Source organism: Phytobacter cepae (assembly GCF_054165735.1).
On the sequence record NZ_CM135107.1, the window covers coordinates 3,956,086 to 3,979,417 of the forward strand.

The 23,332-nt window shown below is 52.3% G+C and carries 21 protein-coding genes; 10 read left to right on the forward strand and 11 right to left on the reverse strand.

Annotated elements, in window-relative coordinates:
• Positions 1-3 precede the first annotated feature (3 nt).
• On the reverse strand, positions 4-462 hold the full coding sequence (locus ACUY4Q_RS18705; protein WP_458044206.1) for an Lrp/AsnC family transcriptional regulator: 459 nt from the start codon (positions 460-462) through the stop codon (positions 4-6).
• Between the two features lie 115 nt (positions 463-577).
• Here ACUY4Q_RS18705 and ACUY4Q_RS18710 point away from each other — a divergent pair, with 115 nt between their 5' ends.
• Positions 578-1,624, forward strand: coding sequence for a PLP-dependent cysteine synthase family protein (locus ACUY4Q_RS18710; RefSeq protein WP_458044207.1), 1,047 nt, complete (start codon positions 578-580; stop codon positions 1,622-1,624).
• Between the two features lie 40 nt (positions 1,625-1,664).
• On the opposite strand, the gene cof is transcribed toward ACUY4Q_RS18710, so the two are convergent.
• A complete protein-coding gene (cof, locus tag ACUY4Q_RS18715) occupies positions 1,665-2,483 on the reverse strand; it encodes an HMP-PP phosphatase (protein WP_458044208.1) in 819 nt (272 codons plus the stop codon).
• A 98-nt stretch (positions 2,484-2,581) separates the two neighbouring features.
• Between cof and ACUY4Q_RS18720 the strand changes: the two genes are divergently transcribed.
• On the forward strand, positions 2,582-4,282 hold the full coding sequence (locus tag ACUY4Q_RS18720) for an SgrR family transcriptional regulator (RefSeq protein ID WP_458044209.1): 1,701 nt from the start codon (positions 2,582-2,584) through the stop codon (positions 4,280-4,282).
• A gap of 65 nt (positions 4,283-4,347) precedes the next feature.
• Positions 4,348-5,043, forward strand: coding sequence for a 7-cyano-7-deazaguanine synthase QueC (gene queC, locus ACUY4Q_RS18725; RefSeq protein WP_458044210.1), 696 nt, complete (start codon positions 4,348-4,350; stop codon positions 5,041-5,043).
• Between the two features lie 62 nt (positions 5,044-5,105).
• On the opposite strand, the gene ACUY4Q_RS18730 is transcribed toward queC, so the two are convergent.
• From ACUY4Q_RS18730 to bolA, 9 genes are all read right to left on the reverse strand, one after another.
• Positions 5,106-5,513, reverse strand: a complete 408-nt coding sequence (locus ACUY4Q_RS18730) for a YbgC/FadM family acyl-CoA thioesterase (protein WP_458044211.1) — start codon at positions 5,511-5,513, stop codon at positions 5,106-5,108.
• Between the two features lie 96 nt (positions 5,514-5,609).
• Positions 5,610-5,993, reverse strand: a complete 384-nt coding sequence (locus tag ACUY4Q_RS18735) for a helix-hairpin-helix domain-containing protein (protein ID WP_458044212.1) — start codon at positions 5,991-5,993, stop codon at positions 5,610-5,612.
• Between the two features lie 144 nt (positions 5,994-6,137).
• Complete coding sequence (gene ppiD / locus ACUY4Q_RS18740; RefSeq protein WP_458044213.1) at positions 6,138-8,012, reverse strand: peptidylprolyl isomerase; 1,875 nt, start codon at positions 8,010-8,012, stop codon at positions 6,138-6,140.
• Between the two features lie 210 nt (positions 8,013-8,222).
• Positions 8,223-8,495 carry a nucleoid-associated protein HU-beta gene (gene hupB / locus ACUY4Q_RS18745; RefSeq protein ID WP_437432482.1) on the reverse strand — a complete coding sequence of 91 codons (273 nt, stop codon included), beginning with the start codon at positions 8,493-8,495 and terminating at the stop codon, positions 8,223-8,225.
• 210 nt (positions 8,496-8,705) lie between these two features.
• Positions 8,706-11,060 carry an endopeptidase La gene (lon, locus tag ACUY4Q_RS18750; RefSeq protein ID WP_458044214.1) on the reverse strand — a complete coding sequence of 785 codons (2,355 nt, stop codon included), beginning with the start codon at positions 11,058-11,060 and terminating at the stop codon, positions 8,706-8,708.
• 183 nt (positions 11,061-11,243) lie between these two features.
• Complete coding sequence (clpX, locus tag ACUY4Q_RS18755; RefSeq protein WP_458044215.1) at positions 11,244-12,518, reverse strand: ATP-dependent protease ATP-binding subunit ClpX; 1,275 nt, start codon at positions 12,516-12,518, stop codon at positions 11,244-11,246.
• 126 nt (positions 12,519-12,644) lie between these two features.
• Positions 12,645-13,268 (reverse strand): ATP-dependent Clp endopeptidase proteolytic subunit ClpP, encoded by a 624-nt coding sequence (gene clpP, locus ACUY4Q_RS18760; protein WP_458044216.1) that lies wholly within the window; start codon positions 13,266-13,268, stop codon positions 12,645-12,647.
• Positions 13,269-13,548: 280 nt separating this feature from the next.
• A complete protein-coding gene (gene tig / locus ACUY4Q_RS18765) occupies positions 13,549-14,847 on the reverse strand; it encodes a trigger factor (protein WP_458044217.1) in 1,299 nt (432 codons plus the stop codon).
• 343 nt (positions 14,848-15,190) lie between these two features.
• Entirely contained in the window at positions 15,191-15,508 is a 318-nt protein-coding gene (gene bolA, locus ACUY4Q_RS18770) for a transcriptional regulator BolA (protein WP_458044218.1), read from the reverse strand.
• A gap of 303 nt (positions 15,509-15,811) precedes the next feature.
• Here bolA and ACUY4Q_RS18775 point away from each other — a divergent pair, with 303 nt between their 5' ends.
• The 7 genes from ACUY4Q_RS18775 (at position 15,812) to cyoE (ending at position 23,268) form a co-directional block, all read left to right on the forward strand.
• Complete coding sequence (locus tag ACUY4Q_RS18775) at positions 15,812-16,390, forward strand: lipoprotein (RefSeq protein WP_458044219.1); 579 nt, start codon at positions 15,812-15,814, stop codon at positions 16,388-16,390.
• A gap of 41 nt (positions 16,391-16,431) precedes the next feature.
• Positions 16,432-17,907 (forward strand): muropeptide MFS transporter AmpG, encoded by a 1,476-nt coding sequence (gene ampG, locus ACUY4Q_RS18780; protein ID WP_458044220.1) that lies wholly within the window; start codon positions 16,432-16,434, stop codon positions 17,905-17,907.
• 576 nt (positions 17,908-18,483) lie between these two features.
• Positions 18,484-19,431, forward strand: a complete 948-nt coding sequence (cyoA, locus tag ACUY4Q_RS18785) for a cytochrome o ubiquinol oxidase subunit II (protein WP_458044221.1) — start codon at positions 18,484-18,486, stop codon at positions 19,429-19,431.
• Positions 19,432-19,447: 16 nt separating this feature from the next.
• The gene (gene cyoB / locus ACUY4Q_RS18790) at positions 19,448-21,439 is read left to right on the forward strand and encodes a cytochrome o ubiquinol oxidase subunit I (RefSeq protein WP_458044222.1); all 1,992 of its coding nucleotides are present in this window, start codon (positions 19,448-19,450) and stop codon (positions 21,437-21,439) included.
• Positions 21,429-22,043 carry a cytochrome o ubiquinol oxidase subunit III gene (locus ACUY4Q_RS18795; RefSeq protein ID WP_458044223.1) on the forward strand — a complete coding sequence of 205 codons (615 nt, stop codon included), beginning with the start codon at positions 21,429-21,431 and terminating at the stop codon, positions 22,041-22,043. The genes cyoB and ACUY4Q_RS18795 overlap by 11 nt, the downstream gene beginning before the upstream one ends.
• On the forward strand, positions 22,043-22,369 hold the full coding sequence (locus ACUY4Q_RS18800; RefSeq protein ID WP_437887265.1) for a cytochrome o ubiquinol oxidase subunit IV: 327 nt from the start codon (positions 22,043-22,045) through the stop codon (positions 22,367-22,369). Before ACUY4Q_RS18795 ends, ACUY4Q_RS18800 begins: the two co-directional genes overlap by 1 nt.
• 11 nt (positions 22,370-22,380) lie before the next feature.
• The gene (cyoE, locus tag ACUY4Q_RS18805; RefSeq protein ID WP_458044224.1) at positions 22,381-23,268 is read left to right on the forward strand and encodes a heme o synthase; all 888 of its coding nucleotides are present in this window, start codon (positions 22,381-22,383) and stop codon (positions 23,266-23,268) included.
• Positions 23,269-23,332 lie beyond the last annotated feature (64 nt).

Below are 23,332 nucleotides of genomic sequence, written 5' to 3' on the forward strand. Positions count from 1 at the left end.
GGGTTATTCTATGGGCAAAGCCGTGGTGTATTTAATCTGCTCCATGGCGAAACTCGAGGTAACATCTGATAAGCCTGGCACACTGTTGACCAGTTTTTTATAGAAGTCATCGTAACGTTTCATGTCTGCCACCTGTACGCGCAGCAGGTAATCGTATTCCCCTGCCATACGCCAGAATCCGAGCACTTCAGGCATCTCCGTCACCACGGCGGTGAACCGTGAGTACCAGTCACTGCTGTGATGCTGCGTTTTGATCAACACAAAAGCGGTCAGGCTAAGCCCCAGCTTTTCCGCATCCAGCATCGCCACCCGCGCCAGAAGGATACCGTCATCTTCCAGCCGTTTTAATCGTTTCCAGCAGGGTGTGGTGGTCAGATTAACGGCATCCGCGAGTGCCTGCAAAGAGAGGGAGCAATCCTTCTGTAGTAGCGAGAGCAACTTACGGTCAATTTTATCTATCATAGCGAACTCATAGAGAAAAATTTTCTCTTCACATTCTATTCTAAAGGCGAAATGGCAACAATTTTTTCTGCGCTTTGCTCTATTCTGGGCACAAAATGATAAACGGAACAGATGAATGAACAGTGACTGGGTTAAACACGCGATAAGTGAAATCAATGCAGATTATCAACGCTCCGCGGACACGCACCTGATACGCCTGACGCTGCCCGCTTTTGCCGGGATCTCACTCTATCTCAAAGACGAAAGCACGCACCCGACCGGCAGTCTGAAACACCGACTGGCGCGCTCATTGTTCCTGTATGGCCTGTGCAACGGCTGGATTAAAGAAGGCACCACCATTATTGAAGCCTCTTCCGGTTCAACCGCCGTGTCGGAAGCCTATTTCGCCCGCTTACTGGGTTTGCCGTTTATCGCCGTGATGCCGAGCTGTACCGCAAAACGCAAAGTTGAACAGATTGCGTTTTACGGCGGTCGCTGCCATTTCGTCGAGAGCGCTTGCGAAATTTACGCCGCCTCAGAGAGGCTGGCGCGCGAGCTGAACGGCCATTATATGGATCAGTTCACCTTCGCCGAACGCGCCACCGACTGGCGCGGTAACAACAATATTGCCGACAGCATTTTCCGGCAGATGAAAAATGAACCCCATCCGGTGCCCGAGTGCATTGTCATGAGCGCCGGAACAGGCGGAACCTCAGCGACGATTGGCCGTTATATCCGCTGTCAGGGGTATAACACCAAACTCATGGTCGTGGACCCGGAAAACTCCGTGTTTATGGATTTCTGGCAGACCCGTGATACCGCTCTGCGCGCGTCCATTGGCAGCAAAATCGAAGGAATTGGGCGACCGCGCGTTGAGCCTTCATTCATTCCTGATGTGGTCGATGAGATGCTGCGCGTACCTGATGCAGCGAGTGTCGCCACCGCGCTGTGGCTGGATACGCAGTTGGGCCGTAAAGTCGGCGCGTCAACCGGCACCAACATGTGGGGCGCACTGAACATAGCGGCGCGCATGCGCGAAGAGGGCCGCACCGGCTCGATTGTAACCCTGCTGTGCGACAGCGGTGAGCGCTATCTGGAAACCTATTACAACCCGCAGTGGGTAGCGTCCAACATCGGCGATATCCGCCCCTGGCAGGCAGAGATTGAACGGTTAGTGAAATAAAAAAAGCCAGACAACATGTCTGGCTTGCTGGAAAATCTCGTCATTCGGGGGAATAAGGAAGATGTGGTGTATCCAGCCAATGCGTTAAATAGTGGGACACTGCCTGATTACGACAGTGTCCTATAACCGGTAAGTTGGGTAGTGCAGCGCGCAGCTGCGGCATCGCATTGCCCATGATCAGGCCTCGCCCGACGCTCGCCAGCATTTCAGCGTCGTTCATGGCGTCGCCGAAAGCCATGCAGTCCTGCATCGGTAAATTCAACAGGCCGCTCAGCATGGTCAGCGCAGCGCCTTTATTGCACCCAAGCGGCAATATCTCAAGGCAGTACAAGGCAGAGAAGCAGAGGGTTGCCCGCCCATCCAGGATCTCATTAAGCTGAATACGCAGCCGGCAGAGATCGTCATGCTCACCGACAAAACAAATTTTCGTTACGTCATGCGCCGGCAGGCGTTTTAAATCGACAAGCTGATAGGTGAACCCGCTGTAGAGGTGTTCGTTCAGCGCGTCCGGAATCGGTTTATTTGTCAGCCAGCCAGAATCATTAAAAGCGTGAATGCTGGCCTGCGTATCCCATGTGCCGTGCAGCACACGCTCAGCAATCTCCGGGTCCAGATCCTGACGATGCAGTAGCTCTCCCTCCATCGAATGGACACGCGTGCCATTACCGGTAATCAGAAAAGCATCCAGCGCAATGGTCTTGACGATCTTACGCATCTCCAGGGCATGCCGACCGGTGGCAAACGCCAAGGTGATGTCGCGTTCACGCAGACGACGTAGCGTCGCCAGCGTCAGATCGCCTAAACGGTGATCGGGCATGAGCAAAGTGCCATCCATATCAAAAGCTGCCAGCCGGGCCATATGTCGTCTCCAGATTTTCACGCTTCGTATTGCGCAAAAGTATTGCCTGGTATATACGGAAGTAATAGTGAGGAGATAGAGATAATTGTTCCGGGTTTATGCGACAGCTTAACCGACTCAATCAGTATCAGCGCCTGTGGCAGGTTTCGTCAGGGGAAGACCAGCACGTCAGCGTTGCCAGCCTCGCCAGCGACTGTTGTTGTAGCGAACGTCACATGCGTACGCTGCTGAGCCAGATGCAGGCAGCCGGCTGGCTGCACTGGCAGTCACAATCAGGACGCGGAAAACGGGGAACGCTGCAATTTTTACGCACCCCGGAATCTTTGCGCCAGGAGATGATGGAAGCGGCGCTGCGTACCGGGCAGCAGCATAGCGCCCTGGCACTGGCCCAGCTTGCGCCTGACGAACTGCGAGCATTGCTTAATCCCTTTCTTGGCGGTTCCTGGCAGAATGACACCCCGACGCTGCGTATTCCTTATTACCGTCCGCTGGAACCCCTGTACCCCGGATTCTTACCGGGGCGTGCGGAGCAGCATCTGGCCGGGCAAATCTTTTCCGGCCTGACTCGCTTCATGAATGACAGCGCTTTGCCTAAAGGCGATTTAGCGCATCACTGGGACGTCAGCGAAGACAAGCTCTGCTGGCGTTTTCACATCCGCCCGACGCTGCACTGGCATAACGGCGATGTCGTGGACACCCGTCAACTGGCGCAACGTTTTATGCTGCTGCTCGACCTCCCCGCCCTGCGCACATTGTTTGCCAGCGTGAAGAGCGTTGACGCCACGCACTCCCATTGCCTGACGTTCAGGTTGTATTACCCGGACTTCTGGCTGGCGCACCGTCTCGCCAGCTATGCCTGCGTGCTGGCGCATCCGCAGTTGCCCATGGTGGGTACCGGGCCATTTAAACTGGTCTCCTTTAGCAAAGAACTGGTGCGTCTTGAAAGCCACGGGCAGTACCATCTGAATCATCCATTTTTATACGCCGTGGAGTACTGGATAACCCCCCTGTTGTTCGAACAGGATCTTGGCACCAGTTGCCGCCACCCGGTGCAAATTGCCATTGGCGAAGCGGATGACCTGGCTCGACTGAAAACGGTCAGTAACAGTACCAGTCTGGGCTTTTGCTATCTGGCGCAGCGTGCAGGCTCAACGCTGAGCCCGGCACAATCACGTCGGCTGGTGCAGATTATTCATCAGACAACGTTGCTGCAAACGCTACCGCTGGATGAAGATCTCATTGCCCCAAGTAAAGCGTTAATCCCCGGCTGGGATATGCCGCAATGGGCGCACCAGGAGACCGTACCCCTCCCGCCCGCCCTGACGCTGGTCTATCACCTGCCCGTGGAACTCCACACCATGGCCCAGCAGTTGCAGAGCTATCTCGCCACGCTGGGCTGCGAATTAACCGTTATTTTCCATGATGCCAAGACATGGGAGGGGTGTGAGGCGCTCGGCTGGGCGGACCTGATGATGGGAGACAGGCTGATTGGCGAAGCGCCGGAATACTCACTTGAACAATGGCTACGCTGCGATTCGCTATGGCCGAATGTGCTGAACGCTTCGCAATTCGCCCATCTGCAGACCACACTGGATGCGGTACAAAGCCTGCCAGCTGAGCAGACAAGAATGACTGCGTTACAGGAGGTATTTAACCAACTGATGGATGAGGCCATCCTGACACCGCTGTTCAATTATCAGTACCGGATTAGCGCACCGCCTGGCGTTGAGGGGATTCAGTTAAATACCCGCGGCTGGTTTGATTTCACCGAGGCCTGGCTGCCACCGCCGATGCGGTGAAGAAGCTGGTCGATGCCCGCTCCTCGCGTTACCATACGGCTTTATGAATGAATCCGGGAAGAATTATGAAACGTGCCGTTGTCGTGTTTAGTGGCGGGCAAGACTCCACGACCTGTCTGGTACAGGCGTTACAACAATACGATGAAGTGCATTGCGTCACCTTCGATTATGGTCAGCGCCACCGCGCCGAAATTGACGTCGCTCGGGAACTGGCCCTGTCCCTCGGTGCACGCGCACACAAAGTGCTGGATGTCACCTTATTGAACGAACTGGCGGTGAGCAGCCTGACACGCGATAGCATCCCGGTTCCGGATTATGAGCCTGACGCCAGCGGTATCCCGAACACCTTTGTCCCTGGCCGAAATATTCTGTTCTTAACCCTGACGGCAATTTATGCTTATCAGGTACAAGCAGAAGCGATCATCACCGGTGTCTGCGAGACGGACTTCTCTGGTTACCCGGACTGTCGTGATGAATTCGTCAAAGCACTGAACCACGCGGTCAGCCTCGGTATGGCGAAGGACATTCGCTTTGAGACGCCGCTCATGTGGCTCGACAAAGCAGAAACCTGGGCACTGGCCGATTACTGGGGCAAACTTGACCTGGTGCGTACCGAAACGCTGACCTGCTACAACGGCATCAAGGGTGACGGCTGTGGGCAGTGCGCGGCCTGTAACCTGCGTGCTAACGGGCTGAACCACTACCTGGCAGACAAACCCGGCGTGATGGCGAAAATGAAACAGAAAACCGCCCTGCAGTAAGCCAATGTCCCCGGTAGCCTTTGCCCGCCGGGGATGCACTGAATGAAAGAGGTTCTCGATCGCTACATCTCTTCGCGGATCATCTCCTCCAGTTTCGAACGTAATTCACCGTCCAGAGGCAGCGCCTTTTGCGTTTTAAGATCGATGCACACAAAGGTCACGAGCGCATCTGCCACCACTTCCCCTTCAGGATCCAGCGTGACCACCTGGCTTAACACACCACTCTTGCCATTGATCTGTTTTACATGGCTGGTTACCGTCAGACGATCGCCAAGTACGGCCGGGCGACGGTAGTTGATGTTGATATTGACGACCACAAACGCGATGTTATTCGCCGTCATCCACTGAAAGTTTTCGTTGTTTTCGAGTCCATCCCATCTCGCTTCTTCCAGAAATTCCAGATATCGGGCGTTGTTGACGTGTTGATAGACATCAAGATGGAAACCACGAACTTTGATTTGAGTCTGCATAGCGCTTTAGCCTTTACTTTTGTTATAGGAACAGAGGTCATAACTGGTATGACCTCTTTAGCATGGCAAATATTAGCGACTGCGCAAGGGATAAATTCAGAGAGTGAGATGGCTGAGGTTACGTTCAACCAGCGAATGGCCCATTCCCGGTACCTGCTTCAGATCTTCTACTGTTTTAAAAGGGCCGTACTCTTCCCGGTAGCTGACAATGGCCTGCGCTTTTTTCATGCCTACGCCGTTCATGACCCGAGCCAGATCCTCCGCGCTGGCGGTGTTAATACTGACCTGAGCGCCACCTTCATCATCCGCGCTTTTCGCCGCCTCCAGTTTTTTGCCTTGTGAACTGGAGGCGTTGTCCGCTTTAGACTGCACCACGGGGGCTTTAGCGCCCGCCTCTGACGGGGCGGCAAAGGCATTTTGCCCGATGCCCGCACAGGCAAAAGAAAGGGTGATTAAGAGGGCTTTGATTCCACGTTTCATACTGTTTCTCCTTGTTTGTTAACAGTGAGCACACGATAAACAGCGTAAGAAAGCAGAACAAATGGCAACGTGCAGAAATGGAAAAGGCCGCGAAAGCGGCCTTTGAGTTTGCATTAGATTGCAAAAATTGTGGAAGACATCTCGTTATTGCTGCTGATCGAGCTGGCTACCGATTTTGATTTTGGCTTCTTTGCGCAGGTTGCTCATCAGCGCTTCAAAAGCGATCTGGGCATTATTCTGCGTGATGCCCTGAACCATGGCTTTTTTCTGTGCATCCGGCATGGTTCCCGCTTTCACTTCATCCAGCGCCAGCACCACCACGTTGCCCTGCATATCGTTGGCAACGCCATAACCCGGCTTATCTTTTGCTGGCAGCGGTAAAGCGAACGCCGCCTGACTAACAGGGTCCTGCCCGGTGCGAGCCAGCGTTTTGGCTTCACCAAAGCTCAGGCCTGCCGCTTTAAGCGCGTCATCGCCTTTCCCTTCTTTCAGAGCGGCAATGAGCTTGTCTGCATCCAGCTTCGCCTGCTGCTGGGCTTTATTGTGTTTCACAATATCGCTAACCTGCGCTTTTACCTCTTCAAGAGGCTTAACGGCTTCCGGTTTATGCTCGCTGACACGCAGGACGAACGCACGGTCACCATCAACAGTAATGATGTCAGAGTTGCTGCCCGGCGCACCGTTCTGCCCAACCAAACCGCCGTCAAAGATAGCATCGGTTACCGGTTTAAAGTTGAGCTCTTCCGGCAGGTTGTCACGACCGAACCAGCCCGTTTCAACAGCTTTCACACCCGCCGCTTGTTCTGCACCGGCCAGGGTTTCGTTGTCGTTGCTGGCTGCTTCACTGACTTTCTGCTGCAACGCATACCAGGCATCCAGCGCTTTTTCCTGCTTCACTTTCGCCGCAATTTCATCATGCACTTCGCTCAGCGGTTTTGCTTTTGCAGGGAGTGTGTCGTCAAGACGAACAACGAGGAATCCGACAGAAGATTTGATCACACCAGACAGCTGACCTTTCTCTTTCAGTCCTGCGTTTTTCAGTTCATCCGGGGTGGTGGACGCTTCCAGCCAGCCCATATCGCCGCCGTTACGGGCAGAGATAATATCGGCTGATTTGGCTTTCGCCAGCGCAGCAAAATCGCCCCCTTTATTCAGTTCATCCAGAACCGCTTTTGCTTCATTTTCGGTTTTGGTCTGAATCACGCTGTAGCGGTTACGCTGCGGCTGAGTGAACTGATCCGTATGCTGATCGTAATAAGACTGAATATCCGCATCGTTGACCGCCGACTGCATGCTGGCGGCGTCCAGTTTGATGTAGCTGACGCGGAACTGCTCCGGCGTCATAAAGCGGCCTTTGTTTTGCTCGTAGAAGCTGGAAATTTCTGCATCGCTGACGGACTGGGTTGCGGCCAGTTTATTCACATCAATGATGGCTTCACGCACAACACGCTGCTGCGCAACCAGCTCAGCCAGTTCGTCCGTTTCGCCTTTCAGCATAAAGTCGGTTCCCGCCACCGCATTGATCAGCTGCTGGGAGATAAGTTGATTACGCAGAGCCTGGGCATACTGATCGGCACTCATGCCCATCTGGTTTACGATGCCGTTAAAGCGCGCATTATCAAACTTGCCATTGGTCTGGAAAGCCTGGGTGGCAAAAATCGCATTTTTAACCTGATCATCGCTCACGCCAAGATGCAGTTGCTTCGCGTATTGATTGAGCAGCGCTTCATCAATAAGGCGATTCAGCACCTGCTGACGCATAGACTTGATGTAGTTTTCGTTGGCAGCCAGTTCAGAGAACTGCTCGCCCAGCTGCTGCTGCATGCGGTTACGTTCGCTGGCAACGGCGTTTTCAAATTGACCACGACCGATTTCCTGGTCGTTTACTTTTGCGGCATAGGAATCGTTACCGCCGATGAGATAGCTACTGACGCCGGTCAAAATGAACGACACAATAATGATGCCGAAAATGATCTTGAGCACGATGCTGTTTGCTGCCGTGCGTAAATTGTCCATCATGGTGTAACAACACTCCGCTGTAGGTGACTGTAGACCTCGCGCAGTCACTCAGTTTCCCGACGCTGCGTACAAAGATGTATTTTGACAAGAAAAGGGGTCAATTGTCAGCCCGGAACTCGCAGAAACTCGGATAAAGATGGCTGAACAAATAAAAAAGGCACATCTCTCGATGCGCCCTTGTTCTTTTTCACCTTCCACAAGGGAAAGCGATCAGTTTACCGCGTCTTTCAGTGCCTTGCCTGCGCGGAAGCCCGGAACTTTAGCTGCGGCGATGGTGATTTCTTTACCCGTCTGTGGGTTGCGGCCTGTACGGGCAGCACGCTCTTTAACAGCGAAGGTACCGAAACCTACCAGCGCTACGTCGTCCCCAGCTTTCAGAGATTCAGTAACAGAAGCAATTAAAGCATCTAACGCACGTCCAGCTGCCGCTTTAGAGATATCGGCCCCTGCGGCAATCTTGTCTATCAGCTGAGATTTATTCACTCTTCTCTTCCTCTCTTTATAATTTATATCGCACCTCTATCCTTCCCAGTGCGAACGCGCAGCAGTTATATCAGGCCTGTCATGCCCTTACAACATCAGTTGATGATGACATACCCAGCCAGCAATCTAAATTAGCTATACAAAAAAAGACTGGCAAGTGCGAAATGCCTTACCAGCCTTGTTTTTATCAACGCTCTTTGCGCGGGGTCACTATTTTGCAGTGACAACCTGCATTCCGAACGGGGCGTTCTGCAGTGCAAGTGCCAGAACCTCGTCAATGCGTTTCACCGGATGGATATCCAGGTCGGCAATCACGTTTTCCGGAATTTCCTCAAGATCGCGTTTGTTCTCGAAAGGAATCAGGACGGTTTTAATGCCGCCACGGTGTGCTGCCAGCAATTTCTCTTTCAGACCACCAATCGGCAGAACCTGGCCACGCAGCGTGATTTCACCGGTCATGGCGACATCTGCGCGAACCGGGTTACCGGTCAGGCATGAGACCAGTGCCGTACACATCGCGATACCGGCGCTTGGGCCATCTTTCGGCGTCGCGCCTTCCGGCACGTGAACGTGAATGTCACGTTTTTCGTAGAAGTCGCCGTTGATGCCTAACTTCTCAGCACGAGCACGCACCACGGTCAACGCCGCCTGGATAGACTCCTGCATCACTTCACCCAGCGAACCGGTATAGGTTAACTTCCCTTTACCCGGCACGCAGGCGGTTTCGATGGTCAGCAGATCGCCACCGACTTCAGTCCATGCAAGACCCGTAACCTGACCAACCCGGTTTTCGTCGTCGGCACGGCCATAGTCAAAGCGCTGAACACCTAAGTAGTCATGCAGATTTTCACCGTTAATCTCGATGTGTTTGAGAGACGGATCCAGCAGCAACTGTTTCACTGCTTTACGGCACAGCTTAGACATTTCACGCTCAAGGCTACGCACGCCCGCTTCACGCGTGTAGTAACGGATGATGCCGATAATGGCGCTATCATCAACCGTTAACTCACCTTTTTTCAGTGCGTTACGTTCAATCTGCTTCGGCAGCAGATGCTGTTTGGCGATGTTCAGTTTTTCGTCTTCGGTATACCCGGACAAACGAATCACTTCCATACGATCCAGCAACGGCGCCGGGATATTCATGGAGTTCGAGGTCGCAACAAACATCACGTCACTGAGATCGTAATCCACTTCCAGGTAGTGATCGCTGAATGCAACGTTCTGTTCTGGATCCAGGACTTCCAGCAGAGCAGATGCCGGATCGCCACGCATGTCTGAAGACATTTTGTCGATCTCATCCAGCAGGAACAGCGGGTTTTTAACGCCCACTTTCGCCATTTTCTGAATCAGTTTGCCCGGCATGGAGCCGATATAGGTACGACGGTGACCGCGGATTTCCGCTTCATCACGTACGCCGCCCAGCGCCATACGGATATATTTACGTCCGGTGGCTTTGGCGATGGACTGCCCCAGGGAAGTTTTACCCACCCCCGGCGGTCCAACCAGACACAGAATCGGCCCTTTGAGCTTGTTAACACGGCTCTGCACCGCAAGGTATTCAAGAATACGGTCTTTGACGCGCTCCAGACCATAGTGGTCGGTATCGAGAATTTCCTGCGCCTGACGCAGGTCTTTTTTGACCTTGCTACGCGCGTTCCATGGAACCTGCACCATCCACTCAATGTAGCCACGCACCACGGTCGCTTCCGCAGACATCGGGGACATCATTTTGAGTTTCTGCAGCTCGGCTTCGGCTTTCTCTTTTGCCTCTTTTGGCATTTTCGCCGCGTCGATTTTGCGTTTCAGCGCTTCATTTTCATCCGGCGCATCATCCATCTCGCCCAGTTCTTTCTGAATGGCCTTCATCTGCTCATTCAGATAGTACTCACGCTGAGATTTCTCCATCTGTTTTTTGACGCGATTACGAATGCGTTTCTCAACCTGCAAGAGGTCAATTTCCGATTCCATCATCGCCATCAGATATTCCAGACGTTCGTTGACGTCGGACATCTCCAGAACGGACTGCTTGTCGGCCAGTTTCAGCGGCATGTGCGCGGCAATGGTGTCCGCCAGACGCGCAGGGTCGTCAATGCTGTTCAGTGACGTCAGCACTTCCGGTGGGATTTTTTTATTCAGCTTGATATAGCCTTCAAACTGGCTAATCGCGGTGCGGACCAGCACCTCTTGTTCACGCTCGTCGATGGCGGGCGAATCCAGATACTCTGCTTTCGCCGAGAAATGCTCACCATTGTCAGACAAAGCAGTAATACGCGCGCGTTGCAGGCCTTCAACCAGCACTTTGACGGTACCGTCAGGCAGTTTCAGCATCTGCAGAATGGATGCCACGGTCCCGACGGTGAAAAGATCATTTACACCCGGCTCATCTGTTGAGGCTTCTTTCTGGGCGACCAGCATGATTTTTTTATCATGGTCCATGGCTGCTTCCAGACAACGGATAGATTTCTCCCGCCCGACAAACAAGGGTATGACCATGTGCGGATAAACCACCACATCGCGCAACGGCAATACGGGGATTTCAATGCGTTCAGAACGCTCAGGATTCATAGAGCTCTCTCTTAGTTTAATGTCCGCCAGGTAATCCGGTGACGTGACTGTGCAACACGCACCGTTAACATGTAAACCAGTATATGGGGATGTTTCCCACACATTCAACGGCGGGAATCAGGAAAAATAAAAGGGGAGATAAAATCCCCCCTTTTTTGATAAATGATTGTATGAATTGGTTAATTATTCACCAGATGCCTGCTGTGCTTCCGGCTTGCCGTAGATCAACAGTGGCTTGCTTTGCCCACCGATGACGGATTCGTCGATAACCACTTTTTCGACTTCTTCCATTGATGGCAGGTCATACATGGTATCCAGTAACGCGGCTTCAACGATAGAACGCAGCCCACGCGCACCGGTTTTGCGCACCATCGCCTTTTTAGCGATAGCCGTCAGTGCTTCGTCACGGAATTCCAGATCCACGCCTTCAAGATTAAACAGCGCCTGGTACTGCTTCGTCAGGGCATTTTTCGGCTCTTTCAGGATCTGAATCAACGCTTCTTCGCTCAGCTCGTTGAGCGTCGCAACCACCGGAAGACGACCGATGAACTCAGGGATCAGACCAAACTTGATCAGATCTTCTGGCTCAACCTGGGCCAGCAGCTGGCCTTCATTCGGTTTCTCAGCGGTGGATTTAACCGTCGCACCGAAGCCAATGCCCGAGCCCGTTTCAACGCGATGAGAAATCACTTTATCCAGACCGGCAAAGGCACCACCGCAAATGAACAGGATCTTCGAGGTATCGACCTGGAGGAATTCCTGCTGCGGATGTTTACGACCACCCTGCGGCGGAACGGCTGCAACCGTGCCTTCGATCAGTTTAAGCAACGCCTGCTGGACGCCTTCACCCGAGACGTCACGGGTAATGGACGGGTTGTCGGACTTACGCGAGATCTTATCGATCTCATCGATGTAGACAATGCCGCGCTGCGCTTTTTGTACGTCATAGTCGCACTTCTGCAGCAGCTTCTGAATGATGTTCTCGACATCTTCACCTACGTAACCCGCTTCGGTAAGCGTAGTAGCGTCGGCCATAGTGAAGGGGACATCCAACAGACGCGCCAGCGTTTCAGCAAGCAACGTTTTACCGGAACCGGTCGGTCCAATCAGCAGAATGTTACTTTTGCCCAATTCAACACCGTTGCTGGTGTCGCCATTGCGCAGACGTTTGTAGTGGTTATACACCGCTACGGCCAGCACTTTCTTCGCCTGCTCCTGGCCGATGACATAATCATCGAGGTGATGGCGAATTTCATGCGGTGTAGGCAGTGCACTGCGCTCGCGATGCGGCGCAACCTCTTTAATCTCTTCGCGAATAATGTCGTTACACAGATCGACACATTCGTCGCAGATATACACGGACGGCCCGGCAATGAGTTTGCGCACTTCATGCTGGCTTTTGCCGCAGAAAGAGCAGTACAACAGTTTGCCTGAACTGTCTTTGCGTTTATCTGTCATGAGTCAAAACCTCTTTTCTGTTCTTTGTGCCGCACATGACGACGCAGATGCCATTCCAGGCGCAAAACGCTACACAAGCGCATTGCCGCTTTTATTGAGTATAGCGGCACACCTGCAGCCTGGGCATTAATTACGATGGGTCAGAATTGAATCGACCAGCCCGTATTCGACGGCTTCGCTTGCATTCAGGAAGCGGTCACGCTCGGTGTCACGTTCAATTTGTTCTAAAGATTGACCCGTATGATGCGCCATGAGTTCATTCATGCGCCCTTTTACTTTCAGGATCTCACGCGCATGGATTTCAATGTCCGTTGCCTGGCCCTGATAACCGCCCAGCGGCTGGTGAATCATTACACGTGAATTTGGCAGGCAGAAACGCTTGCCTTTTGCCCCCGCCGTTAGCAGGAATGCGCCCATTGACGCGGCCTGGCCCATACAAATGGTGCTAACGTCAGGCTTAATAAATTGCATGGTGTCATAAATTGACATCCCGGCAGTGATGACGCCACCAGGAGAGTTAATGTACAGGTAGATATCTTTTTCCGGGTTCTCTGCTTCCAGAAACAGCATCTGCGCGACGATCAGGTTAGCCATGTGGTCTTCAACCTGACCCGTCATGAAAATGACACGTTCCTTGAGAAGACGGGAGTAGATATCAAAGGAGCGCTCACCGCGTGAGGTCTGCTCAATAACCATTGGCACCAAAGCCATATGGGGTGCAAAGGAATCTCGTTCGCCGCTGTATGACATTTCCGTCTCCTGGATATAAAAATAAAACCTGCTGTACTGATTGTACTTGAGTGAGCCAGGTCTGACTACGATCGGCACACGGACGGAGTATCAACCACGGTGTTACAGCCACCCATCCTTTATGGGGATGCCGCCACCTTATTTCAAGCATAACAACCTTTTGCTGTTACGCTAACACTGAAACATCCTTTTAGCACACTTCTGATAACGTCAATGCGATAAAAAAAGCCCGCCACCTGACGGTGACGGGCTTATTGTTTACTCTTTGTACGGAAGTAAATTAAGCCTGCTGGTTCATCAGTTCCTGGAAGCTGGTCGCTTTCTCAGTCACTTTAGCTTTTGCCAGAACAGCTTCAACCGCTTGTTCTTCCAGAGCAACGTTACGCATGTTGTCCGTCAGTTCTTTGTTTTTGCTGTAGAACTCGATAACTTCAGTCGGATCTTCGTAGGCGGACGCCATCTCTTCGATCAGACCTTTTACGCGCTCTTCGTCAGCTTTCAGCTCATGGGTACGAATCACTTCGCCCAGCAGCAGGCCAACAACTACGCGGCGTTTAGCTTGTTCTTCGAACAATTCGCGCGGCAGTTCCAGCGCTTGCTTCTCGTTACCACCGAAACGCTGAGCAGCCTGACGACGCAGAACGTCGATTTCGCTGTCGATCAGTGCAGCCGGGATTTCGATATCGTTGGCTTTCACCAGGCCGTCGATAGCCTGAGTTTTGATGCGGTTACGCACGGCGCCTTTCAGTTCACGCTCCATGTTTTTACGCACTTCGCCACGCAGGCCAGCCAGAGAACCATCTTCCACGCCGAAACGCTTGATGAACTCTTCGGTGAATTCCGGCAGTTCGCGCTCTTCAACTTTTTTCAGGTTGATAACGAACTGAGCCGCTTTACCTTTCAGGTTTTCAGCGTGGTAGTCTTCCGGGAAGGTCACGTCGATAGTGAATTCTTCGCCCGCTTTGTGGCCTTTGATACCGTCTTCAAAGCCCGGGATCATGCGACCCTGGCCCATTGCCAGTACGAAATCGGTCGCTTTGCCGCCTTCGAATTCTTCGCCGTCTACAGAACCGGAGAAGTCAACGGTAACACGGTCTTCAGCATCAACTGCGCCGTCTTTATCTTTCCAGGTCGCCTGCTGTTTACGCAGGGTGTCCAGCATAGTGTCGACGTCTTCGTCATTCACTTCTACAACCGGTTTTTCGACTTCGATAGTTTCCAGGCCTTTCAGCTCAACTTCTGGATACACTTCGAACTCGACGGAATAGGTAAAGTCTTCGCCCAGTTTGTATTCGCCCGGAACGTAGTTCGGTGCGCCAGCTGGGTTGATTTTTTCCTGGATGATCGCGTCAATAAAGTTGCGGCTCATCAGCTCGCCCAATACGTCCTGGCGAACAGAAGCGCCATAACGTTGAGCAACAACGGTCATCGGTACTTTGCCTTTACGGAACCCGTCGATACGTACTTTTTTCGCTACGTTGACCAGTTCGCTCTTAACAGCGGTCTCGATGCTGTCAGCAGCGATAGTAATCGTTACACGGCGCCCAAGGCCCTGAGTGGTTTCAACTGAAACTTGCATCTTGTTACCTCAAAAAATCACGGTGCTCGGTCAACTCTTCACTGGAAGCTGTCGTTGGCTTCACAAAACCGGGGTGCTTTCTTTAATTAGATAAACATTCCCTGTCGCCAGAATCATCCCGAAGACGTTCATATATAAGACGCGGCATTATAGCGGCATCACTTTAGTGAGTCGAGAACGGTAATGCCGCATTGTTGCGCCATTTTTCACAATTCCGAGGTAATTTTGACCTAAAAACTGCGCATCTCGCTCAAATCTCAGACAAAACAAAACGGCCCGCAGGCCGTTTTCACATAATCTGTACGCAACATACTGGAAAAGTTCACGCAGTTGCAAATGCGTTTTACGCGATGGTGCCTGCTCCACGGCAAGGTGGCGAGGCGAAAATGGTGTCCTGCAGACCCGCCCACTCCTTAATGGTATAGGTGTGCAGTGCCAGAGCATGGACGGTGCTGGATAACTCTGCCGTCAACGTACCGTAAATCATGCGATGGCGATTCAGAAAACGCTCGCCGCTAAAGCGATCGCTTACCAACACCACTTTAAAATGGCTTTCAGAACCGGCCGGTACATTGTGACGATAGCTTTCATCAACAACTTCGAGGAACACGGGTTCAAACGCTGCCCTTAACTTTTCTTCTATCTGTTCACGTATCATCATGAAATGACTCCTCCGCAACGCTGAGATGCTACCCATCCCTTTAAATGTTAGCCGCTTTTATCCTGCCCATAACAAGAAAACAACAAAAATTTAGCCTTCGTCGTCATTTCTCAGCCAAAGGTATGAACTCTGATTTAAAGGTCGCATTGAGTATCGCCAATAACGAGGTAAAACTATGCCACTGTGCAATTTACGCACAAGGCGATGAATTTACATGCGTTGAACCCTTCCCCTTGCGGATGGCGATGTTATGATGGCGCAAATTTTTCCCGTTTACGTATACAGTCTGCAGAGAGTCTGAACATGTTAAAAAAACTTCTTCTTCCGCTGGTCGCTATGTTTATGCTGGCCGGATGTGCAACACCGCCTACCACACTGGATGTAGCGCCTAAAATCACCCTGCCACAGCAGGATCCAAGCCTGATGGGCGTCACCGTGAGCATTAACGGTGCAGACCAGCGTCAGGACCAGGCTTTGGCGAAAGTAAACCGTGATAACCAACTGGTTACCCTTACCGCATCCCGTGACCTGCGCTTCCTGCTGCAGGAAGTGCTGGAGAAACAGATGGCTGCGCGCGGTTACATGATTGGGCCAAACGGTGCGGCAAACCTGCAGATCATTGTTAACCAGCTTTTTGCTGATGTTTCTGAAGGCAACCTGCGTTACAAAATTTCTACCAAAGCCGATATCGCCATCATTGCAACCGCTGCTAACGGTAACAAGATGACCAAAAATTATCGTGCCAGCTATAACGTTGAAGGCGCACTTCAGGCCTCCAATGACAAAATCGCCAATGCGGTTAACAACGTGCTGACCGATACCATTGCCGATATGTCTCAGGACACCGCTATTCATCAGTTCATCAAGCAGAACGCGCACTAATCTCTGCTCTCTGGCCCGGTACGCCGGGCCAGTCTTAAACCATGCCTAATCAATACTTACGCATTTTTCAGCAGCCTAAGTCAGCGATTTTGCTGATTCTCGGCTTTGCTTCCGGCCTTCCTCTGGCACTGACGTCTGGCACGCTACAGGCGTGGATGACGGTGGCTAACGTCGACCTTAAAACCATCGGTTTCTTTTCCCTGGTGGGCCAGGCCTATGTCTTTAAGTTTCTTTGGTCGCCGGTTATGGACCGTTACACGCCGCCATTTCTTGGGCGTCGACGTGGTTGGCTGCTTCTCACTCAGCTCTGTCTGCTTATTGCCATTGCGGCAATGGGATTCCTGGAACCGCTAAGCCAGTTACGCTGGATGGCTGCACTGGCGGTCGTCATCGCCTTTTGTTCTGCCTCGCAGGACATTGTGTTTGATGCCTGGAAAACGGACGTGCTGGCGGCAGAAGAGCGAGGTACCGGCGCCGCAATCAGCGTTCTCGGCTACCGCTTAGGGATGCTGGTTTCCGGGGGGCTGGCACTGTGGCTCGCCGATCGCTGGCTCGGCTGGCAGGGCATGTACTGGCTGATGGCCGCGTTATTGATCCCCTGTATTGTTGCCACCTGGTTCGCTCCCGAACCGGATGACGCCATCCCTGCTCCCCGAAGTCTTGAGCAGGCTGTCGCCGCGCCGTTGCGCGACTTTTTTGGGCGTAATAATGCCTGGCTCATTCTGCTGCTGATCGTTCTCTACAAACTGGGGGACGCGTTTGCAATGAGCCTCACCACCACATTTTTGATTCGTGGCGTTGGATTCGACGCTGGCGAAGTGGGTGTGGTTAACAAAACGCTCGGGCTGATTGCCACCATCATTGGCGCTCTCTGGGGCGGGGTATTAATGCAGCGTCTGTCACTGTTCCGCGCCTTGCTGATTTTTGGCATTTTGCAGGGAGCGTCTAATGCTGGCTACTGGCTGCTGGCAGTGACCGACAAGAATATGCTGAGCATGGCATCAGCCGTGTTCTTTGAGAATCTTTGTGGTGGAATGGGAACATCGGCTTTTGTCGCCTTGCTCATGACGCTCTGCAATAAATCCTTCTCCGCCACCCAGTTCGCCCTTCTCTCCGCGCTCTCTGCGGTGGGGCGCGTCTATGTCGGCCCGCTGGCAGGCTGGTTTGTTGAAGCGCATGGCTGGTCTACGTTCTATCTTTTCTCTATCGCCGCCGCCGTGCCGGGCCTGATTCTCCTGTTGTTGTGTAAAAAAACGCTGGAATTTACCCAATCGAGCGAACGCTTTATGCCAAGAACGGAGTTTGCTCAAAGCTACCGGCTGGCGCTGCGCGTGTTGGGTGCAGGATGTGTCTTGCTGGCGGCGTGGCTGGTGATTGTGATCGTTAATGCCGCTGGGCTGGCCGCCATCACGTTCGGCAATGTGCTGCTTGAATCGGGCGTTCTTCTGGCATTCGGGGGAATTGTATTCGGCGGCTTGCTGGATCTGCTTGCCTTGCGCAAAACGCAGCCTGGTTGACGGTGGGGGCTCGGCCTCCCGTCTGCCTCACCAACGCGGCAGGACGGAGGTTCTGCCACAGAATATTTCACGACATTCATTTTTTCAAAATCAGTCGCTTAAGAAATAAACGCAACTAAATAATTACTTCTCGGTATCATATCGTTCAATATTTAATCGCATTTTATAAACAACATTTGCGATTATTAATGTGTGTCGTAATATTTTTTCTTTAATTAATTTGTGCGGTATAAATTAAGGGCTACTCTATAACGATTCAGCACCGTTATTAAATTACGCTTTCCAGTAATGTTCAATAAATGCTGAATTGTTGTTAACCAAATGTGTATTATTTTGATTGGTTATACCAATTAACCCACACCCATTATTGTAAGGTAGTGGTTTCGTTATAACCTTGATGAGAGGTTGTGCGAACGCCCGATTTTACAGATTGTTGCATTCCGCGTGACACAATCGGCAGAACTCAGTAACACCTTACTGACACTACGCCATTCATGTTTACAGTAATGTAACCTTCCCGTAAAATGCCCGCACACTTTAAACGCCACCAGACCCCCGTGGAATTGAGGTCGTTAAATGAGACTCAGGAAATACAATAAAAGTTTGGGATGGATGTCATTAATCGCAGGTACTGTTTTACTCAGTGGTTGTGATTCTGCGCTCCTCGACCCAAAAGGACAGATTGGACTGGAGCAACGTTCGCTGATACTGACGGCATTTGGCCTGATGTTGATTGTCGTGATTCCCGCCATCTTGATGGCAGTTGGTTTTGCCTGGAAGTATCGTGCAAGCAATAAAGATGCGAAGTATAGCCCTAACTGGTCACACTCCAACAAAGTTGAAGCTGTCGTCTGGACCGTGCCGATTCTGATCATCGTGTTCCTTGCCGTGCTGACCTGGAAGACCACTCACGCGCTTGAGCCTAGCAAACCGCTGGTTCACGATGAGAAACCGATTACGATCGAAGTCGTCTCCATGGACTGGAAATGGTTCTTCATCTATCCGGAGCAGGGCATTGCTACCGTCAATGAGATCGCCTTCCCGGCGAACACACCGGTAGAGTTCAAAGTGACCTCAAACTCTGTGATGAACTCCTTCTTTATCCCGCGTCTGGGTAGCCAAATCTATGCGATGGCCGGTATGCAGACTAACCTGCACCTGATCGCAAACGAAGCAGGCACCTATGATGGTATCTCCGCCAGCTACAGTGGCCCGGGCTTCTCAGGTATGAAGTTCAAAGCCATTGCCACACCTGACCGTGCCGCTTTCGACCAGTGGGTTGCTAAAGCAAAACAGTCAACGACAACCATGTCTGACATGGCTGCATTCGAAAAAGTGGCAACACCTAGCGAATATAACAAGGTGGAGTACTTCTCCGACGTGAAACCTGATTTGTTCAAAGATGTGATCAACAAATTTATGGACCACGGCAAGAGCATGAACGTGACCCAACCAGAAGGTGAGCATAGCTCGCATGAAGGGATGGAAGGCATGGACATGAATCACGCGGAAACCTCTCACTAAGGGGCCGAGGAAGAAAATGTTCGGAAAATTGACACTGGATGCGGTGCCGTACCACGAACCTATTATCGTGGTAACGCTCGCTGCAATTATCATTGGTGGTGCGGCCTTAGTTGGCCTGATCACTTACTTCGGTAAGTGGAGCTACCTGTGGAAAGAATGGCTGACTTCGGTTGACCATAAAAAACTCGGTATCATGTACTGCATCGTCGGTATCGTCATGTTAATTCGTGGCTTTGCGGATGCGATCATGATGCGTAGCCAGCAGGCTCTCGCCTCTGCGGGTGAAGCCGGCTTCCTGCCACCGCACCACTACGATCAGATCTTTACCGCCCACGGCGTTATCATGATCTTCTTCGTGGCGATGCCGCTGGTCATTGGTCTGATGAACGTTGTCGTACCGCTGCAAATCGGTGCACGTGACGTTGCTTACCCGTTCCTGAACAACCTGAGCTTCTGGTTCACGGTTGTTGGTGTGATTCTGGTTAACCTTTCTCTGGGCGTCGGTGAGTTCGCGCAGACAGGTTGGCTGGCTTACCCGCCGCTATCAGGAATCGAGTACAGTCCTGGCGTAGGGGTCGATTACTGGATTTGGGCTATTCAGCTCTCCGGTGTCGGTACCACCCTGACCGGTATTAACTTCTTTGTGACCATTATCAAGATGCGTGCCCCTGGCATGACGATGTTCAAGATGCCGGTATTTACCTGGGCATCTCTGTGCGCCAACATCCTGATTATCGCATCATTCCCAATTCTGACCGTCACCGTCGCGCTGCTGACCCTGGATCGTTATCTGGGCACCCATTTCTTCACCAATGATATGGGCGGCAACATGATGATGTACATCAACCTGATTTGGGCCTGGGGTCACCCGGAAGTGTACATTCTGGTTCTGCCGGTCTTCGGTGTGTTCTCCGAAATTGCCGCGACCTTCTCACGCAAGCGTCTGTTTGGTTACACCTCACTGGTGTGGGCAACCGTCTGTATTACCGTTCTGTCGTTCATCGTTTGGCTGCACCACTTCTTCACCATGGGTGCCGGCGCGAACGTTAACGCCTTCTTCGGTATTACGACGATGATCATCGCTATCCCGACCGGCGTGAAAATCTTCAACTGGCTGTTCACCATGTATCAGGGCCGCATCGTATTCCACTCAGCGATGCTGTGGACGATTGGCTTTATCGTGACCTTCTCGGTCGGCGGCATGACCGGCGTACTGCTGGCGGTGCCGGGTGCTGACTTCGTTCTGCACAACAGCCTGTTCCTGATTGCGCACTTCCATAACGTTATCATCGGCGGCGTGGTCTTCGGCTGCTTCGCAGGTGTGACCTACTGGTGGCCAAAAGCCTTTGGCTTCACGCTGAATGAGAAGTGGGGCAAACGCGCCTTCTGGTTCTGGATCATTGGCTTCTTCGTAGCATTTATGCCGCTGTACGTGCTGGGCTTCATGGGTATGACCCGTCGCCTGAGCCAGCAGATTGATCCGCAGTTCCATCCAATGCTGGTGGTTGCAGCAGTGGGTGCGGCGCTGATCGCCTGTGGTATCGCGTCTCAGCTGATTCAGTTCTACGTCTCTATTCGCGACCGCGAGCAGAACCGCGACCTGACCGGTGACCCATGGGGTGGCCGTACGCTGGAGTGGGCAACCTCTTCTCCGCCTCCGTTCTATAACTTTGCCATTGTGCCGCAAATCCATGAGCGCGACGCATTCTGGGAAATGAAAGAAAAAGGCGAAGCGTACAAGCAACCTGCTCACTATGAAGAAATTCATATGCCGAAAAACAGCGGTGCCGGTATCGTGATTGCCGCCTTCGCAACGGTGTTTGGTTTCGCCATGATCTGGCATATCTGGTGGCTTGCCATCGCAAGCTTCGCGGGCATCGTCATCAGCTGGATTGTGAAGAGCTTTGACGAGGACGTGGATTACTACGTACCGGTTCGCGACGTCGAAAAACTGGAAAAACAGCATTTCGATGAAATCACTAAAGCAGGGCTGAAAAATGGCAACTGATACTCTGACGCATGACACTGCCCACGCGCACGAGCATGGGCACCATGATACAGGGCCGATGAAAGTCTTCGGTTTCTGGATCTACCTGATGAGCGACTGCATTCTGTTCTGTTGCTTGTTCGCAACCTATGCCGTTCTGGTGAACGGCACAGCAGGCGGCCCGACCGGCAAAGATATTTTCGAACTGCCGTTCGTGCTGGTAGAAACCGCGCTGCTGTTATTCAGCTCCATCACCTACGGCATGGCGGCTATCGCCATGTACAAAAACAACAAAAGCCAGGTTGTCTCCTGGCTGGCGTTGACCTGGTTGTTTGGTGCGGGCTTTATCGGGATGGAAATCTATGAATTCCATCACCTGATTGCGGAAGGTTTCGGTCCGGATCGTAGCGGCTTCCTGTCAGCATTCTTCGCGCTGGTAGGTACCCACGGTCTGCACGTCACCTCTGGCCTTATCTGGATGGCGGTACTGATGTTCCAGGTATCCCGTCGCGGTCTGACCAGCACTAACCGTACCCGTATCATGTGCCTGAGCCTGTTCTGGCACTTCCTGGACGTAGTGTGGATCTGCGTGTTCTCTGTTGTCTATCTGATGGGGGCGATGTAATGAGTCATTCTAACGATCATGGCGCTTCCCATGGCAGCGTAAAAACCTACATGACAGGTTTCATCCTGTCGATCATCCTGACGGTCATTCCGTTCTGGATGGTGATGAACGGAACGGCATCTCACGGTGTCATTCTGGGCACGATCCTGGTGACTGCGGTGATTCAGATTCTGGTGCATCTGTCTTGCTTCCTGCACATGAACACCAAGTCTGACGAAGGTTGGAACATGACGGCCTTTGTCTTTACCGTGATTATCATCGCTATCCTGGTAGTCGGCTCCATCTGGATTATGTGGAACCTGAACTACAACATGATGGTTCACTAAGAGCGGCGAGTATGTTTAAGCAATACCTGCAAGTAACGAAGCCTGGCATCATTTTTGGCAACCTGATCTCGGTGATCGGGGGGTTCCTGTTGGCCTCTAAGGGCCATATTGATTATCCCCTCTTCGCCTGCACCCTGCTGGGTGTTTCACTGGTTGTCGCCTCGGGTTGTGTATTTAACAACTACATTGACCGTGACATCGATAAAAAGATGGAACGGACGAAAAACCGCGTACTGGTTCGGGGGCTGATTTCGCCAAACGTCTCGCTGGTGTACGCAGCCTTGTTGGGTATTGCTGGCTTTATGCTGCTGTGGTTTGGTGCAAATCCCCTGGCCTGCTGGCTGGGGGTGATGGGCTTCGTGGTCTATGTGGGCGTCTATAGCCTGTATATGAAGCGCCACTCGGTCTACGGTACCCTGATTGGCTCACTTTCTGGCGCAGCGCCTCCGGTCATCGGCTATTGTGCCGTAACCGGTAACTTCGACAGCGGTGCAGCCATTCTGCTGGCCATCTTTAGTCTGTGGCAGATGCCGCACTCTTATGCCATTGCCATTTTCCGCTTTAAAGATTACCAGGCGGCAAATATTCCGGTACTGCCGGTGGTAAAAGGCATCTCGGTGGCCAAAAACCATATCACCCTGTACATCATTGCCTTTGCGGTAGCGACACTGATGCTCTCTCTCGGCGGCTACGCCGGTTACAAGTATCTGATAGTGGCGGCGGCAGTGAGCGTGTGGTGGCTGGGTATGGCGCTACGTGGTTATAAAGTGGAAGATGATAAAGTCTGGGCGCGTAAGCTGTTCGGCTTCTCCATCATCGCCATTACGGCACTGAGCGTGATGATGTCCGTGGATTTCATGGTTCCTGACTCACACAGCCTGCTGGCCTACGTCTGGTAGACGGGCAACTGACTAGCGGATAGCACATCCTCTGTTCATGACAGTGAAGAACAAAGCCTGACAC

What these genes read in the sequence shown, in the direction of transcription:
- ACUY4Q_RS18705 (WP_458044206.1), bottom strand. Translation starts at nt 462, where the DNA reads ATGATAGATAAAATTGACCGTAAGTTGCTCTCGCTACTACAGAAGGAT.
- ACUY4Q_RS18710 (WP_458044207.1), top strand. Translation starts at nt 578, where the DNA reads ATGAACAGTGACTGGGTTAAACACGCGATAAGTGAAATCAATGCAGAT.
- cof (WP_458044208.1), bottom strand. Translation starts at nt 2,483, where the DNA reads ATGGCCCGGCTGGCAGCTTTTGATATGGATGGCACTTTGCTCATGCCC.
- ACUY4Q_RS18720 (WP_458044209.1), top strand. Translation starts at nt 2,582, where the DNA reads ATGCGACAGCTTAACCGACTCAATCAGTATCAGCGCCTGTGGCAGGTT.
- queC (WP_458044210.1), top strand. Translation starts at nt 4,348, where the DNA reads ATGAAACGTGCCGTTGTCGTGTTTAGTGGCGGGCAAGACTCCACGACC.
- ACUY4Q_RS18730 (WP_458044211.1), bottom strand. Translation starts at nt 5,513, where the DNA reads ATGCAGACTCAAATCAAAGTTCGTGGTTTCCATCTTGATGTCTATCAA.
- ACUY4Q_RS18735 (WP_458044212.1), bottom strand. Translation starts at nt 5,993, where the DNA reads ATGAAACGTGGAATCAAAGCCCTCTTAATCACCCTTTCTTTTGCCTGT.
- ppiD (WP_458044213.1), bottom strand. Translation starts at nt 8,012, where the DNA reads ATGATGGACAATTTACGCACGGCAGCAAACAGCATCGTGCTCAAGATC.
- lon (WP_458044214.1), bottom strand. Translation starts at nt 11,060, where the DNA reads ATGAATCCTGAGCGTTCTGAACGCATTGAAATCCCCGTATTGCCGTTG.
- clpX (WP_458044215.1), bottom strand. Translation starts at nt 12,518, where the DNA reads ATGACAGATAAACGCAAAGACAGTTCAGGCAAACTGTTGTACTGCTCT.
- clpP (WP_458044216.1), bottom strand. Translation starts at nt 13,268, where the DNA reads ATGTCATACAGCGGCGAACGAGATTCCTTTGCACCCCATATGGCTTTG.
- tig (WP_458044217.1), bottom strand. Translation starts at nt 14,847, where the DNA reads ATGCAAGTTTCAGTTGAAACCACTCAGGGCCTTGGGCGCCGTGTAACG.
- bolA (WP_458044218.1), bottom strand. Translation starts at nt 15,508, where the DNA reads ATGATGATACGTGAACAGATAGAAGAAAAGTTAAGGGCAGCGTTTGAA.
- ACUY4Q_RS18775 (WP_458044219.1), top strand. Translation starts at nt 15,812, where the DNA reads ATGTTAAAAAAACTTCTTCTTCCGCTGGTCGCTATGTTTATGCTGGCC.
- ampG (WP_458044220.1), top strand. Translation starts at nt 16,432, where the DNA reads ATGCCTAATCAATACTTACGCATTTTTCAGCAGCCTAAGTCAGCGATT.
- cyoA (WP_458044221.1), top strand. Translation starts at nt 18,484, where the DNA reads ATGAGACTCAGGAAATACAATAAAAGTTTGGGATGGATGTCATTAATC.
- cyoB (WP_458044222.1), top strand. Translation starts at nt 19,448, where the DNA reads ATGTTCGGAAAATTGACACTGGATGCGGTGCCGTACCACGAACCTATT.
- ACUY4Q_RS18795 (WP_458044223.1), top strand. Translation starts at nt 21,429, where the DNA reads ATGGCAACTGATACTCTGACGCATGACACTGCCCACGCGCACGAGCAT.
- ACUY4Q_RS18800 (WP_437887265.1), top strand. Translation starts at nt 22,043, where the DNA reads ATGAGTCATTCTAACGATCATGGCGCTTCCCATGGCAGCGTAAAAACC.
- cyoE (WP_458044224.1), top strand. Translation starts at nt 22,381, where the DNA reads ATGTTTAAGCAATACCTGCAAGTAACGAAGCCTGGCATCATTTTTGGC.